The organism is Psychromarinibacter halotolerans (genome assembly GCF_029168315.1).
GTDB classification, from domain to species: domain Bacteria; phylum Pseudomonadota; class Alphaproteobacteria; order Rhodobacterales; family Rhodobacteraceae; genus Psychromarinibacter; species Psychromarinibacter halotolerans.
Genome location: NZ_JARGYD010000001.1, coordinates 1015251 through 1029811 on the forward strand (window position 1 = coordinate 1015251; position 14561 = coordinate 1029811).

Annotated in this window: 12 protein-coding genes; 3 read left to right on the forward strand and 9 right to left on the reverse strand. The window is 66.0% G+C overall.

What is annotated here, in order from left to right; genetic code table 11:
* Positions 1-2: 2 nt before the first annotated feature.
* Entirely contained in the window at positions 3-1049 is a 1047-nt protein-coding gene (locus tag P1K30_RS04755; protein WP_275631520.1) for an ABC transporter substrate-binding protein, read from the forward strand.
* Positions 1046-2758, forward strand: a complete 1713-nt coding sequence (locus tag P1K30_RS04760) for an ABC transporter permease subunit (RefSeq protein WP_275631521.1) — start codon at positions 1046-1048, stop codon at positions 2756-2758. Before P1K30_RS04755 ends, P1K30_RS04760 begins: the two co-directional genes overlap by 4 nt.
* A gap of 68 nt (positions 2759-2826) precedes the next feature.
* Here the strand turns inward: P1K30_RS04760 and P1K30_RS04765 are convergent, their stop codons facing one another.
* The 6 genes from P1K30_RS04765 to P1K30_RS04790 form a co-directional block, all read right to left on the reverse strand.
* Positions 2827-3483, reverse strand: coding sequence for a riboflavin synthase subunit alpha (locus P1K30_RS04765; RefSeq protein WP_275631522.1), 657 nt, complete (start codon positions 3481-3483; stop codon positions 2827-2829).
* 137 nt (positions 3484-3620) lie between these two features.
* On the reverse strand, positions 3621-4586 hold the full coding sequence (locus tag P1K30_RS04770; RefSeq protein WP_275631523.1) for an amidohydrolase family protein: 966 nt from the start codon (positions 4584-4586) through the stop codon (positions 3621-3623).
* Positions 4583-6232, reverse strand: coding sequence for an FAD-dependent oxidoreductase (locus tag P1K30_RS04775; RefSeq protein WP_275631524.1), 1650 nt, complete (start codon positions 6230-6232; stop codon positions 4583-4585). Before P1K30_RS04775 ends, P1K30_RS04770 begins: the two co-directional genes overlap by 4 nt.
* Entirely contained in the window at positions 6229-7275 is a 1047-nt protein-coding gene (locus tag P1K30_RS04780; protein WP_275631525.1) for an amidohydrolase family protein, read from the reverse strand. Before P1K30_RS04780 ends, P1K30_RS04775 begins: the two co-directional genes overlap by 4 nt.
* Positions 7262-9178 carry a TRAP transporter permease gene (locus P1K30_RS04785; RefSeq protein WP_275631526.1) on the reverse strand — a complete coding sequence of 639 codons (1917 nt, stop codon included), beginning with the start codon at positions 9176-9178 and terminating at the stop codon, positions 7262-7264. Before P1K30_RS04785 ends, P1K30_RS04780 begins: the two co-directional genes overlap by 14 nt.
* Before the next feature lie 109 nt (positions 9179-9287).
* Positions 9288-10295, reverse strand: coding sequence for a TAXI family TRAP transporter solute-binding subunit (locus P1K30_RS04790; RefSeq protein ID WP_275631527.1), 1008 nt, complete (start codon positions 10293-10295; stop codon positions 9288-9290).
* 128 nt (positions 10296-10423) lie between these two features.
* On the opposite strand from P1K30_RS04790, the gene P1K30_RS04795 reads away from it, so the two are divergent.
* The gene (locus tag P1K30_RS04795) at positions 10424-11353 is read left to right on the forward strand and encodes a LysR family transcriptional regulator (RefSeq protein ID WP_275631528.1); all 930 of its coding nucleotides are present in this window, start codon (positions 10424-10426) and stop codon (positions 11351-11353) included.
* Here the strand turns inward: P1K30_RS04795 and P1K30_RS04800 are convergent.
* The 3 genes from P1K30_RS04800 to P1K30_RS04810 form a co-directional block, all read right to left on the reverse strand.
* Positions 11350-12432, reverse strand: a complete 1083-nt coding sequence (locus P1K30_RS04800) for a Gfo/Idh/MocA family protein (RefSeq protein WP_275631529.1) — start codon at positions 12430-12432, stop codon at positions 11350-11352. The genes P1K30_RS04795 and P1K30_RS04800 overlap by 4 nt on opposite strands.
* 115 nt (positions 12433-12547) lie before the next feature.
* The gene (locus P1K30_RS04805) at positions 12548-13693 is read right to left on the reverse strand and encodes an ABC transporter substrate-binding protein (protein WP_275631530.1); all 1146 of its coding nucleotides are present in this window, start codon (positions 13691-13693) and stop codon (positions 12548-12550) included.
* 44 nt (positions 13694-13737) lie between these two features.
* Positions 13738-14556: an ABC transporter permease gene (locus P1K30_RS04810; RefSeq protein WP_275631531.1), complete on the reverse strand. Its 819-nt coding sequence runs from the start codon at positions 14554-14556 to the stop codon at positions 13738-13740.
* Positions 14557-14561: the final 5 nt, after the last annotated feature.

The window sequence follows — 14561 nt, forward strand, 5'->3', positions numbered from 1 at the left end:
ACATGACCAAACTGAACAGACGGACTTTCGGCAAACTCGTGCTTGGCGCGGGTGTGGCCGCCCCCTTCCACTTCACGCGGACCGCCATCGCGCAGCCGAAGCCCGGTGACGAACTGGTCGTCGGCATCTGGGGCGGCACCCAGGAACGCATCGTGCGCTCGCTGATCGAACCGCAGCTGGTCGACAAGTACGGCTGTACCGTGTCCTACGTGCTGGGCGGCACCGGCGAACGCCGCGCCCGCGCCTATGCCGAACGCGGCCGCCCGAGCTTCGACATCGTTTACCTGAACATCTACGAAAGCCGTCAGGCCGTGACCGACGGCGTGACGCAGGCGCCGACCGACGCCGTGCCGAACTACGAACACCTCTACGACGCCGCGAAGATCGGCGGCTATGGCGTGGCGTTCAACCCCTGCACGCTGGTCTACAAGGGCGAAAAAGCGTCGTCCCCGATCACCTCGTGGGAAGACCTGTTCAACGAAGAATGGGCGGGCCGTTTCGCCGCGCCGACGCTGCCGGGGATGCAGGGCATGGCCGCGCTGCTGATGCTGGCCAAGACCTATGGCGGTGACGAGTTCAACGTCGATGTCGGCTTCGAGAAACTGGCCGAACTGAAACCCTTCGCGGCGATCCAGACCTCGGCCGAGTCGGCGTGGCAGATGTTCGAGCAGGACATCGCGGACATCACCGTCGAATTCGGGTCGCTGGCGCAGCGTGCCAAGGAATCGACCAACCCCGAGATCGTCATCGCCGACCCGACCGAAGGCATGTGCGCCGCGATGAACTTCGCCTGCATCACCACCGGCGCCCCGAACCAGGTGCTGGCCGAAGAGTGGATCAACCTCCACCTCTCGCCCGAGGTCATGCAGGAATACATGCGCGAGGCGTACTACTCGCCCACCGTCGACAACGTCGAGATCCCCGAGGATCTGGCCGGCAAGATCATGACGCCCGAGCAGGTCGAGAACCTTGTCGCCTTCGACTGGGAGCACATCGCCGCGCAGCAGGCCGCTTGGTCCAGCCGCTTTACGCGGGAAATCGCAGGGTGATCCTGTCACGCAACGTCGGCCGGAGCCTTGCGGCTCCGGTCACCCTATGGCTGCTGGCCGCCTTCGCGATGCCGCTTGGCGTCGTGATGTTGCTGTCGCTTCACGAATATTCCGAGATTTTCGGCCCGCTGCTGCGGCCCCCCAGCTTGGCGCAGTTCCAGCTGGTGCTGGGCGACGGCTTCTATCTGGGCGTCCTGCTGGAGACGCTGCTGCTGGCCGGTGGCGTCACGCTTGTATCGGTGCTGCTGGGCTATCCGCTGGCCCTGTGGCTGGTCAGCGTGCCGACCAAATGGCGGTCGCTGGCCTTCATGGTCATCCTGATCCCGCTGCTGACCAATGTCGTGGTCCGCTCGCTGGGGATCGTCCTGCTGCTGTCGCCTGACGGCATCCTGAACAACATCTTCGGGCTTGTCGGAATCGGTCCGTTCCGGAACATGCTGTACAACCATTTCGCGGTCATGATCGCGCTGGCGCAGGTGTTCATGCCCTTCGTGGTGCTGGCGCTGTACGATACATTGCAGGGCACCAATCCCCGCGTGAAGGAAGCCGCCGAAAGCCTTGGCGCGTCGCCGTCGATGGTGTTCTGGACCGTCCGCTTCCCGATGGCGCTGCCGGGCCTGCGCGCGGGCATCATCATCGTGTTCCTGATGGCATCAACGGCCTATGTCTCGGCCACCATTCTTGGTGGCGGACGGGTGCAGACGACGGGGCTTCTGGTCTACCGCGAAGCCATCGTGAACCTGAACTTCCCGACGGCGGCGGCGCTGACGCTGGTGATGACGCTGGCCAGCCTTGGCTTTTCCGGTCTGGTGATCTTCGCGTTCAAGTTCCTGATGCCGTGGATGAACACCGCCCGGAACAGTGGCCGCCCCAACGCCACCCTGCCCGCCGTTCCGCCGGTCCTGATGCGCACGCAAGAGATCCTTGGCCCGGTGATCTACTGGATCCTGCTGGCGGCCGCGATCGGGCTGCTGTTGATGCCGCTGTATCTGGTCGTCGTGCAAAGCTTCAACGACGTGCCGCAAGCCTCGTCCGCGCGGTTCCGGGGTTTCACGCTGAAATGGTACGAGATCGTCCTGTCGAACGGGAACTACACCGACGCCTTCCTGAACTCGGTCAAGCTGGCGGTGGCCGCCACGGTGATCGCGCTGGCGCTGTCGATCCCTGCCGCCTTCGCGCTCAGCCGGTTCCGGTTTCCGGGGCTGCCGCTTCTGGCGGTGTTCTGGGCGCTGCCGCTGTCGCTGCCGGGGGTGGCGATCGGGGTGGGTATGCTGAAGCTGCTGAGCATCTTCATCATCCTGCCGCCCTTCCTTGGGCTGCTGGCGGTGCATGTCGTGCTGGTGATCCCCTTCTGCATCAGCCTGCTTGTTGCCTCGGTGCATCAGCTGGACCGCAGTCAGGAAGAGGCCGCGGCCTCGCTTGGGGCGAACGGGGCGGTGCGGTTCTTCCGGATCATCCTGCCGGGCTTGGCGCCCGGACTGGCGGCAGCATCGATCATGGCCTTCCTGTCGAGCTTTGGCGAAGTCACCGTCACCGGCTTCCTGACCACGGCGCGGATGACCACCCTGCCCGTCCGGATCTACGCCGACGCGACCTTCGCGCTGGAACCGACGGTACACGCGGTATCGGCCCTGACGATGATCGTGACGCTGATCGCGCTGGCGGTGCTGAACAAGATCTTCCGGGTCGACAGGCTGTACGCCCGCTGACCGGGGACCCATCAACGAACAAGGCCCGGACAAGTGTCCGGGCCTTTTCATGTTCGGGGGCCTGAATGTCAGTCCTTCGACAGGTGTTCGGCCAGCAGGCGCGGCAGCAGCGCGCCCATCGTCTGTTCGATGGTGTCGACCATGACCATCGTCTGATGATCGACCTCTAGGTTCAGCCGGTCGCCGGGGCGGTACAGCGAGAACGTGGTCCGTTCGACCGTGTCCGGGATCAGGTTGATGCGGAACACGTCGCCCGCCTCGCCGCCGGCTTCCTTGTCGGCCACGGTCAGGCTGCATCCGTTCACGGCAAGAAAGCCGCGCGGGAAGATGTACCGCGACCAATCTGCCGCGACACGGAAGCGGATGAAGGACTGCGGCGCGTCGGTGACGATCTCGACGATCTCGGCCGTGGTCGCGATATGTCCCGCGATGTCGTGGCCGCCGTTTTCCTCGTTCGGCTTGGCGGAGCGTTCGACATTGACCACACCCCGCCCGGCGATGTCGCCAAGGTTGGTGCGGTCCAGCGTGGCGTCCATCGCGTCGAAGGTCACGCCGTCGCCGTCGATGCCGGTGACCGACAGGCACACCCCCTCGATCGAGACACTGGCGCCCAGTTGCAGATCTTCCAGCAGCCGGTCGGTGAAGCCGATGCGATAGGTGTTGCCGCCCGGATAGGGCGTGACTGCGGATACGGGCCGTACGGCCTGAACGATGCCTGTGTACATGGATGCCTCCGGGGACTGTCCGGCCCGAGATACGACCTTGCCCGGCGTGGGACAAGGCCGCAGACCCGGCGGCAACGCACAGGCGCGCCCCCTTTCCCGAACAGCCCCGATGCCGTCCGGGAAACGCGGGGCGCGCGTCAAAGACCGAACAGCGCCCGCGCGGTCTGCCGGTGCGGCACGTCGCGGCTGTCCAACAGCGCCAGCCGACCCGCCATGTCGCCGATGTTGTGCGGATAGTCAGACCCGAACAGCATCCGGTCCGCGCCCACCGTTTCGATACACAAATCCAGCGCGCCCCCGGTGAACACCACCCCGTCAAGGTAAAGCCGGTCGAGGAACTCGGACGGCGGGCGCGGCGTCCCGGCGCGGCAGGCCGGGATGTTCGCGTGGCAGACGTCCAGACGGCCGATCAGAAACGGCAGCGTGCCGCCCCCATGCGCAAGGATCATGCGAAGATTGGCGTAGCGGTCGAAGAACCCGTCGTACAGCATCCGGCTGATGGCTAGCGTGGTGTCGAACACGAAGCCCACGGGCGGCGACAGGTTGTAGTCTCCCAGCCCCAGCGCCGCCTCGCCCGGCGGAACCGAGGGGTGCAGGAACACCGGCAGCCCGCTGGCGTCGATGGCCTGCCAGATCGGCGCATAGGCCGGGTCGGTCAGTGGCGCGCCGTCGACGGTCGCCACCGCGATCACCCCCGACGCCCCCATGTCCACCGCTCGGGCCAGTTCCGCCACCGCCGCCTCGGGATCTGTCCACGGCAGCGCCGCGAACCAGCGCAAGCGGTCGGGATAGGCGGTGCGAGCCTCGGCGAAAGCGTCGTTCATCATCCGCGCGGCGCGGCGGCTTAGGTCGAGATCCGCGAAGATCGCGTTGGGCGAGGTCAGCGAGATCACCGCCAGATCCACCCCCGCCGCGTCCATATCCTTGATGCGGCGGTCGAAATCCCACATGGGCGGCAGCAGCGTGAAGAACGGCACGCCGTCCTTGTCGATCACCTCGCCGCCGCCCGGCAGGGTGCGGAAGGTGTACTTCGGCCCGCCCTCGGCGCGCAGAAGGTCAAGGTAGGCGTCGCTGACCATGTGGGTGTGCGTATCGACGATCATGCAGCGGCCTCCGTCCGGCTGGCGCCACGCACAAGGTCGATCAGCGCCGAAGGATCGCGCGGCAGCCGGTCCCCGCGCCACGCGATGTGGTTGTCGGGACGCGCCAGCACCAGCGCCTCGGCATAGGGTGCGGGAGCGTCGCTGAGGTCGATCAGCACCAGCGGCACCCCCGCCGCGCGCGCCGCCGCCAGGAGCGGTTCGACCGCAACCGATGGATCGGTGCGCACCAGCGCGAACCCGGCACCCTGATGGTCGTACAGCCAGCGGCCGTCGTCCATCGGCACGTTGGGCAACCGCGCCCCCGGCACGGTCGAGGCGGTGAACGAGCCCATCGCGTAAGGCGGCGGCGTTCCGTCGGCGTCGATCATGGGCGAGGCGTCATAATAATAGCCGAAGTTCAGCCCGGCGCAGCAGTATTGCTGGACGTTCAGGTCGTACAACTCGGCCCCGACCCGGTCCCGCGCCGCCGCGCCATCGGGCGTGTCGTCGTCGATTTCGTCCGGCACCGCCTTGCGCTTGCGCGCCATCTCGTGCGCGTGGTTCATCGCGAACCGCGACACCTGCTCGGTGATCGGCAGGCGCTCGGCCTCGTGCGCGTCCAGCGCCGCGTCGCCGGCCCAGCCGCCAAAGACACCGCCCATGTGCATCGCAAGGTTATGCGCGTCGGCGATCCCGGCGTTCATGCCATAGCCCGCATAGGGCACCCACAGATGTGCGGCGTCGCCGCAAATGAACACGTTGCCGCGCCGCAGCCGATCCGCCACCAGACGACGGCCGAACCAGTCCTCTTTCGACAGGATGTCGTAAGCAAAGGCATCGTCCACGCCAAGAATGCGGCGGATCGCCCAGTCGCGGTCCACGCTGTCGAAATCCGCCTCGTCATCCTTCAGGTAGTTGTGGATCAGCCACGTCTCGCGCCCGTCGATGGAATAGACCACGCCGGACCGCACCGGGTTATAGGCGAACATGCCCCACGTCGGCGGCACCTGCATGCACGCGATCAGGCCCGGCGCGCGGATGTAGGTCGACTGCACCCGCTGCACCACCGCGTCGCCCTGAAGCGTCGCGCCGATGTCCTTGCGCACCTGCGACCGGCCCCCATCGCAGCCGACCATGTACCGGCCCCGGACGGACAACCCGGTGCCATCCGCGCAGGACACGGCAACATCGACGCCTGCCCCCGTGTCGGTGAAGCTGGTGACCGTCGCCTCGTTCACGATGCGGATGCCCGCGCGGTCCTGCGCGGCGGCGAACAGGATCGGTTCAAGGAAGATCTGGTTGATCCGGTGCGGCGGCTCGGGCGTGGGCCAGCCGGTGTCCGGCCCCGGCTCGCCGCGCCTGCGCCCCGCCGTCGAGGGGATCGGAACGCAGGTGATCTCGCGCCCCGTCACGGTGGTGCGGTAGCTGACGCTGTGCGGATAGTCCTCGGGCAACCCCGCCGCGCGGATACGGTCCGCAATGCCAAGGCCCCGGAAAATCTCCATCGAGCGGGCCGAGACGTGGTTGCACTTCACGTTCGGCGGCTGTCCGGCGCGGCGGGTCTCGACGATCAGCGACGACACCCCGCGCCGGTCCAGTTCCATCGCCAGCGTCAGGCCCACCGGGCCCGCGCCGACGATGACCACATCTGCCGACAATGCGGTCATTTGATGCCGAACACCTTGCGGGCGTTGTCCTCGTAGAAGGCCTTAAGCACCTCGGGCGACACCGGCATCGCGTCAAGATAGGCGGTCTCTTCGACGACGTACTGCCACGGGTAATCCATCGCGTACATCATCCGGTCGGCGCCGATGACGTCCTGCACGTACATGATCGGCTTCGGGTCCCCGACCCCGGACGAGGTGTAATAGAAGTTCTCGCGCAGGTAATCCGACGCCTTCCGCTTCAGCGGCTGCGCCCCGGCACAGCGGTTCGAGTTCGAGATCCGCGTGTGCATGAAGTCGATCCGGTACAGCCAGAACGGCAGCGCCTCGCCGGTGTGGCCCAGCACGACCTGCAGCTTGGGGAACCGGTCGAACAGCCCCGACACGATCAGGCGCAGTGCGTGCAGGCCGGTCTCGCACGAGAACCCGTAGACGGCGGCATCAAGCCCGCGCGACAGGAACGGCTCCAGCATCTGCGGCGAGGGTGTGTTCGGGTGCAGGTAGATCGGCACGCCAAGCGCCTCGGCGGCCTCGAACACGTCCCAGTATTTCTCGTCATCCATGTAGGTGCCAAGCGTGTGCGAGTTCAGGATGCCGCCGCGCAGGCCCAGCTTGGTCACGCCGCGCTCAAGTTCCTTGGCGCCGCCCTCGGGGTCCAGCGGCGAGAACGCGGCAAGGCCGACATAGCGGTCGGGGTGCTTCGCGATGCCCTCGGCCAGTTCGTCGTTGGCGCGGATCGACAGGCTGGTCGCGGTGGCGGGGTCGAACAGCTGCACACCGGGCGACGACAGCGACAGGACGGCGATGTCGATCCCGGCCCGGTCCATGTCCGCCAGACGCTGTTCGCCAAGATCCACGATCCGGGCGTTGTGCGACCGTGCGATGTCGTTGTCGCCCGCGAAGAACCCCCACAGCGACTGGAAACCCGGCTCGTTGATGGTCTTGTCGCGGATCTCGGCGCGGTAAAGGTCCATGATCTCCTGCGGCAGCCAAGCCTCTTCGGTGGCGATGCGCTTGTACGGCGGGTTGGGGTTATGTTCGGGCATCGGATGCTCCATTCTGCAGGGTGTCGCTGGTGAATTTCGGTTGGGGCGCGGTGCGCCGTGCCTGTACGGACAGGGCGACCAGCAGCGCGATCCCGGCCACTGCCGCGATCATCGAAACCGGGTGATAGGGCCCGGCAATCGCGGTGATGCTGAACAGCAAAAGCCCGCCCGCCGCCGCCGCCAGTCGTCCCACGCCGCCGCCGAACGCGGTCTTGCGGGCCAGAACCTCGGCCATGACGTGACCGCCGCAGTAGACCGTGACGCAGGACACGCCGATGGCCAGCCACGACCCGTCCATCAACAGCGCCGGGTTGAAGGCGAAGACGAAGGGCAGCAGGTAGGCCACGAAGGCCAGCCGCACGCCGGTCACCCCGGTCTGCCACATGTTGCTTTTGGCGATCGAGGCGGCGGCATAGCTGGCGATGGCGACCGGCGGCGTCAGCATGGACAGCAGGCCGAAATACAGGATGAACAGGTGCGCGGAGGTGATGTCGATCCCGTGCCGCACCAGCGCCGGCGCCAGCAGCACCGCGACGACCACATAGACGCCCGAGGTCGGCATCCCGACGCCAAGCACGATGGCGATCACGGCCGTCGTCACCAGCAGCGGCAGGCTGCCGCCCAGTTCGGCGATCTTGCCAAGCGCCAGCGTCAGCGCAAAGCCCAGCCCGGTGACGTTGATCGTGCCGATGATGATGCCCGCGATGGCGCAGACCAGCAGGATCGGCACAAGCGTCTCGCCCGCCTGCACAAGGATTTCCGGCAGTTGCCGCAGGCCTTTCCTGACCCGCCAGCCCGACAGGACGTACAGGACCAGTGCCGCGCCAGAGGCATAAAGCGCCGATTTTCCGGGGGCATAGCCCAGCCAGAAGAGAAAATACATCAACACGCCCAGCGGCACGATCAGCGGCGTGCTACCCTTCAGCGCGGCGCCAAGCCGCGGAAGGCTTTCGCGCGGCTCGCCGTGCAGACCATTGGCCGCGGCATAGCTGTCGACCTGCCGGTACAGCAGCAGATAGTAGAACGCGGCAGGAAGAAGCGCGGCGACGACGACCTCGGCATACGAGATCTGAAGAAACTCGGCGATGATGAAGGCGGTGGCCCCCATCACCGGCGGCGCGATCTGGCCGCCGTTCGACGCGACGGCCTCGATCGCGGCGGCGTGGCGCGCGGGCCAGCCGGACTTTTTCATCATCGGGATCGTCACGACGCCGGTCGACATCACGTTCGCCACGGTCGAGCCCGACAGCGTCCCGAACAGCGACGACCCAAGGATCGCTACCTTGGCCGGTCCGCCGCGCCGGTGCCCCATCGCGGCCATCGCAAGATCGGTCATCGCCGCCGAGCCGCCCACGGCGGTCAGCACCGCGCCGAACACGATAAAGCCAAGGATCTGCGTGGCGCCCACGCCCAGCACCATACCGGGCACGCCGTTGGCATCGTTGTAGACGTACAGCAAATAGCGCGGCGGCGAGAGATACGCGGCCTCGAAGATCCCCGGCGCGAAATGGCCAAGGAACCCGTAGGCCATGAACCCGGCCCCCAGCAGCGTCAGCACCAGCCCGCAATGGCGCCGCGTCGCCTCGAACAGGCCAAGGATACCCAACAGCGCGGGCACCCACTTTTCCGACCCCCGGTTCAGCGGGTCCAGCAGCCAGTCCTGATAGTTCAGCGACAGCCACCACCAGCCCAACATCGACGCGACGCCCAGCACGATGTCCGCCACGACGGGCACCCCCGGCTGACGCCGCAACAGCAGACCCGCCGGGATCGTCAGGCCTAGGATCAGCGCAAGGTACTGCTCGGTGATGTAGACCTGTCCGAACAGCTCGGGCAGGTTGAACGTCCACGCGATGCCAAGCACGGGCAGGACGGCGGCAAGAAGGGCGGCAACGGCGCGCATCGGGGTCTCCGGGATGGGCGTGCGTCAACAGACCGGCGGCAATGGCCGACGCGATGAAGACGTCAGAAATCCGGGGTGACCGGCGCGTGGCCGGTCACCGATACTGAGATTACTCGGCGAAGGTGGCTTCGCGCGCCTCGTTCTCGTCGGACCACAGCCCCTTGTCCTTGAAAAAGGCAATGGCGGCAGGGTGATACGGAACGGTGTTGCTAGAGAAGCCAAGCCCGTCCTGAGACCCGCCCCGCAGCGGCGGATAATCCTCGCGCAGTTGCGGGAAGGCGTCGTACAGCGCCGTCAGGATGTTGGTCGCCTCTTCGTCCGACAGCGAGGCGCTGGTCGTCAGGAAGATGTCATAGGCCGACACCACGACGGGTTCGGTAATCTCGGGCATCGCCGGGTTCGGCCCGACTTCTAGCGGATAGACCCCCGGCAGTTCGGCGTCGAAGAACTCGGTCGTCGCGTTCTCGCCGGTCAGGCTGAGATAGCGGATGCCGCCCGGAATGGTCGCGTTCGCCTGCTGGGTCAGCGGGATGCCGATGGCGGCGGCGGTTGCGTCCACGGTGCCCTCGACCAGCGCGTCGAGACCCGCTTTCAGGCCCGACACCTCGATCGCATCCACGTCTTCGGGCGTCAGCCCCGCCGCCAGAAGCGTCGCCCGGTTCACCGTCGACACACCCGTCAGGGCGGTCATGTCGATGACCACGCGCTTGCCGGCAAGTTCGCCGACCTCTGTAATGCCGTCGTCGGCGCGGGTGATATAGGCCTGCCGCAGCGGCCACAGCCGTGCCAGCACACGCAGATCCGACAGCGCCTCTCCCGAGGTCTCGCCGGTGTACCAACCGCCCGCGTCGATGGCCGAGTTCAGGCCCACGGTCACCTCGCCCGCCGAGATCAGCGGCAGATAGACCGACGACCCGGTGAACGGCTGCACCGTCACCGGACGCTGCATCTCTTCCTGCAGCACGGCCGCGATGCCGCTGCCGATGGTGTAGTAAAGCGAGCCCTGCGGGTTGGTCCCGATCGTGACCCGACCCTGCGCCGCCGCATCGCCACCGGCAAAACCTGTGACCGCGGCAATCGCCGCAGTCGCGGCAATTCCCTTAAGAAAAGCTTTCATAATGTCCTCCCTACGTCCGCCGCCCTCCTCGTCCGGCAAGCTGGACTTGCACGAAGGCTAGACCGGCAAGCTTGATAACAAAACTGAATTTTAATAAGACATTCATGCAGTCATTAAATGAATCTTGGATGCCGGTTTCTAGCCTTACCCTCAAACAGCTTCGCGCCATCCAGCAGGTGTACCGCACCGGGCAGGTCTCGGCGGCGGCAGACGCGCTGAACATCACCCAGTCTGCTGCCAGCGTGCTGATCCGGCAGGCCGAAGCCGCGCTCGGCGCCACCCTGTTCGACCGCACGACCCGGTCGCTGTCGCCGTCCGAGGCGGGCGAAAGCGTGATCGGGCTGGTCGAGCGCATCCTTGGCGACCTGTCGACACTGGAAGAAACGATCCGCGGCCTGCGCGACCTTGAACGCGGGCGGATCCGGCTGACGGCGACGCCCGCCACAGGGCTGACGCTGTTGCCCGAGACGGTGCGCCGCTACAGGGCCGCCTACCCCGCCGTCAGCCTTGTGATGGACGACTGCGCCCCCGACCAGTTCTATGCCAACATCCTTGAACAGCGCGCCGACTTCGGCATCGGAACCGAACCGTTGGACAAATCCGCGCTGGATTGGGAAAGCCTGCACTTCGACCCGCTTTGCATCATATGTTCAGAGGAACACCCCTTCGCCTTCCGCGAGGCGGTCGGATGGGCCGAACTGGACGGGCAGCCCCTGATCCTGTCGCGCCGCGACTACGGCGTGCGCGGCATGGTCGAGGCGACGCTGGCGCGGCTGGATATCCGCCCCAACGTGGTGGCCGAGGTCGGATTCCTTGGCAGCGCGGCGTGGATGTCGTCTTGCGGCATCGGCTTGGCCGTGCTGCCGGGGCGGCTGGCCCGCGCCCAGCCCGCGCCCGGCGTGCGCAACGTGCCGCTGGTCGATCCCGTGGTGCGGCGTGCGGCGGGGCTGGTCAAGCGGCGCAAGCACAGCCTGTCCCACAGCGCGGAACGGTTTGTCGAGATGCTGGCGAAGGACCTGCAGGACTCGGCGGCCTCGCCCACCCCGGCCCACGCCTAGACCAGCGAAATCGCCCGCTCTTCCTTGATGCTCTGTTCGGCGGCCAGCACGATGCGCAGGCTGTCCAGAGCCGCCTGCATAGACTCCGACAGGTCCAGATCCTCGCGGATCGCTTTCAGGAAGAACTCCTGCTCGCGGTCGCACAGTTCCTGATGACCCGGCTCGTCCTCCATCGACATCAGGTCGTCCGGCTTGACGAAATGCTTGTCCGGCCCGACCTCGGCATGGTGATAGCGGATCGCGTCGGTCTTGGTGTGCTTGTCGATATCGGCGCTGTCCGACAGGTCATCGCCGTCGCCGCGCGCTTCTTCGTTCGGCACAAGGCTGACCGAGCCCTTCGGCCCCACGATGTCCTTCACGAAGAACGCGGTCTCCGACATCATCGGGCCCCACCCGGCCTCGTACCAGCCGACCGAGCCATCGTCGAAGGTGACGTGCAGGTGGCCGTAATTCTGCTTGTCCGCCTCGCCCCACAGCCCCGCGCCGATGCCGTGCACGCGCACCGGCTTGGCGCCGGTCAGCTGGCACATGACGTCGACATAGTGGACGCCGCAGTCGACGATGGGGATCAGGCTGTCGATCAGGTTCTTGTGCCAGAACCACGCATCGCCAGATGACTGCTGGTTCAGGTTCAGACGCATCACCAACGGCTTGCCCAGCGTCTTGCCCAGTTCGATGAACTTGATCCACGACGGATGGACCCGCAGGATGTAACCCAGCACCAGCTTGCGGCCGGTTTCCTTGGCCTTGGCGACGACGGCTTCGGCTTCTTCGTTGGTGGTGCCGATGGGCTTTTCCATGAACACATGCGCGCCCGCGTCCATCGCCTTGATCGTGTAATCCGCGTGGGTGTTGGGCCATGTGTTGATCGACACCGCGTCGGGCTTCAGCTCGGCCAGCGCGGACTCGTAATCCTCGAACAGCGGATAGCCCTGAAGCTCGTCCGGGATCGTCTTGGACTTGATCGTGCGCGAGCACAGGCCGACGATCTCGAAGCCGTCGTTGCGGTGATAGGCGCTGGCATGGGACGCGCCCATGTTGCCAAGCCCGACGACAAGAATGCGTACCGGATCGCTCATTGCTGGTCCTCCCTGCGGGCTTTCGCCCCTGTTCGTGTGCGGACCGGCGGCACGAGGCAACGCACCGCCGGTGGTGTTGCAGGCCAGTCCGGGTCAGACCCGGACCGGCGTGCCGTCAGATTGCCTGATCGAACATCGACGCGCGAAGCGCCTCGACGTCGACCGCCGCCAGATCCTCGGACACCTCGGCGCCCTCAGCGTCGGCTTTCACCGCGTCGTGGTCGAAGTCGTTCGCGGCGGGGATCAGCATGTTGGTGCAGACGTCCTCGGCACTGATCGGGCTGGAGATCTGACCGATCTCTGCCGACGTGTCGAAGAAGGTCTGCCAGCTGGACATGTCGTGCCAGCCCCAGCCTTCGCGCATGCTCATGTCGCCCCGGAACACGTTCATCTGCTGGATGATCGACATCAGGCCCAGTTCCGGCCCGAGGTTCGACGCCAGCGTCGGGAACTGTTCGAACACGGCTTGCACCGCAGCGGCGGGGTTGTGTTCCGCGAACTCCAGCCCCATCGCCCAGCCGCGTAGGTACTTTTCGAGGAATTCCACCTTGTCGGGATCCTCAAGGTCGGCGGCGCGCACCACGAAGGTGTTCGCCGGCATCGGCGAGTTCTGCACGCCCAGCCAGTATTCGAACTCCAGCCCGGTGCTGATCCACTCGGCCCGCAGACCTTCCCACGACAGGGCGGCGTCGCCCTGCCCGGCCGCCAGCGCGGTGCCCCACGTCGGCCAACCGGCTTCGACATAGGTGATGGTCGACACGTCGACGCCCATCGCGGCCAGAAGCGGATCGCAGATCGACTGCCACGCGGCAGAGCCCAGAAGGATCGTCTTGCCCTCGATCTCCTTGATGTCAGACGGGCCTTCGCCGGTCCGGAACGCAAAGCTGAACGTGTCCAGCGCGCCCATGTGGAACGCCGATTTCAGCGCCATGCCGTTTTCAAGCGCGAACGAGAACACGCCGGGGCTGGGGAAACCCATGTCGGCCTGCCCCACATCGACGAATTTCACCGTCGCGGTGCCGTCGGACGGTCCGGGCTGCATCTCGACGTCGAGATCGTCGAAATAGCCCATCTTCTTGCCGATCCAGAACGGATAGTCGTCCAGCACTTCAAGCGTGCCGCGCGGGCTGATCCAGGTGAACGTGTCATCGTAGGGTTCCGCATGAAGGCGCGGGATGTTCAGGCCAGAAACGATCACGCCACCGGCGGTGACCTGCAAAAGCTGACGACGTGTCAGCATGGAACTCGTGCGGTTCTTCATCTTGTAACTCCCTGTTGTTGCTGCGGTTACCGGGTTCGGCCGCCTCAGGCCTCCCAGCTTGCCCACTTCTTGCCGATGAGAAAAAAGATCACGTAAATCAGGATGCCAAGCGCCGACAGCATCAGCACCACACCGAAGAATTGCGGCATTTGGATCATCGAGGAATAGGTCGTCAGCCGGTTGCCCAGCCCAAAGCCGCCGCCGACCATCTCGGCGCCGACCGCTGTCAGCAGGCCGAAGATCGCGCCGATCATCAGGCCGACAAGGATCATCGGCAGTGCCATCGGGGCGCGGATCTTCCAGAAGATCTGCAGCGTCGAGGCGCCGTAGCTGCGCGCCAGCGCGATCTTGTTGGCGTCGACCCGGCGAAAGCCGGTGGCAGAGTTGATCATCACCATCGGCCCCGAGGCCAGCGCCACCGCGATGATCCGGGGTTCATAGCCGAAGCCGAAGCGCAGGATCAGCAGCGGCACCAGCGCCAGCATCGGCGTGGTCACAAGGATCAGGATATACGGCGCGATGATCTTCTCGGCGAAGGGAAACTGGGTGATCACCGCCGCAAGGAACATGCCGATCCCCGCCCCGATGGCGAAGCCCGACAGCAGCACCACCAGCGTGTGCCCCAGATGCGGCAGGATCAGCGGGAAATCCGTGACCAGCGCCACCGCGATCTGCGAGGGCGTCGGCAGGATGTATTGCGGCACCTCGAACCAGCGCAGCAGCACCTCAAGCCCGCCGATCACGATCACTGCGGTGGCGATGATGGCAAGGATCTCGTACTTGGTGCTGCCCGACCCGAAGCTCGACAGCGACTGAAGCCCCTTGCCGACCCGTGCGCCGACGACCTCCGCGTCCTCGCTCATCCCAG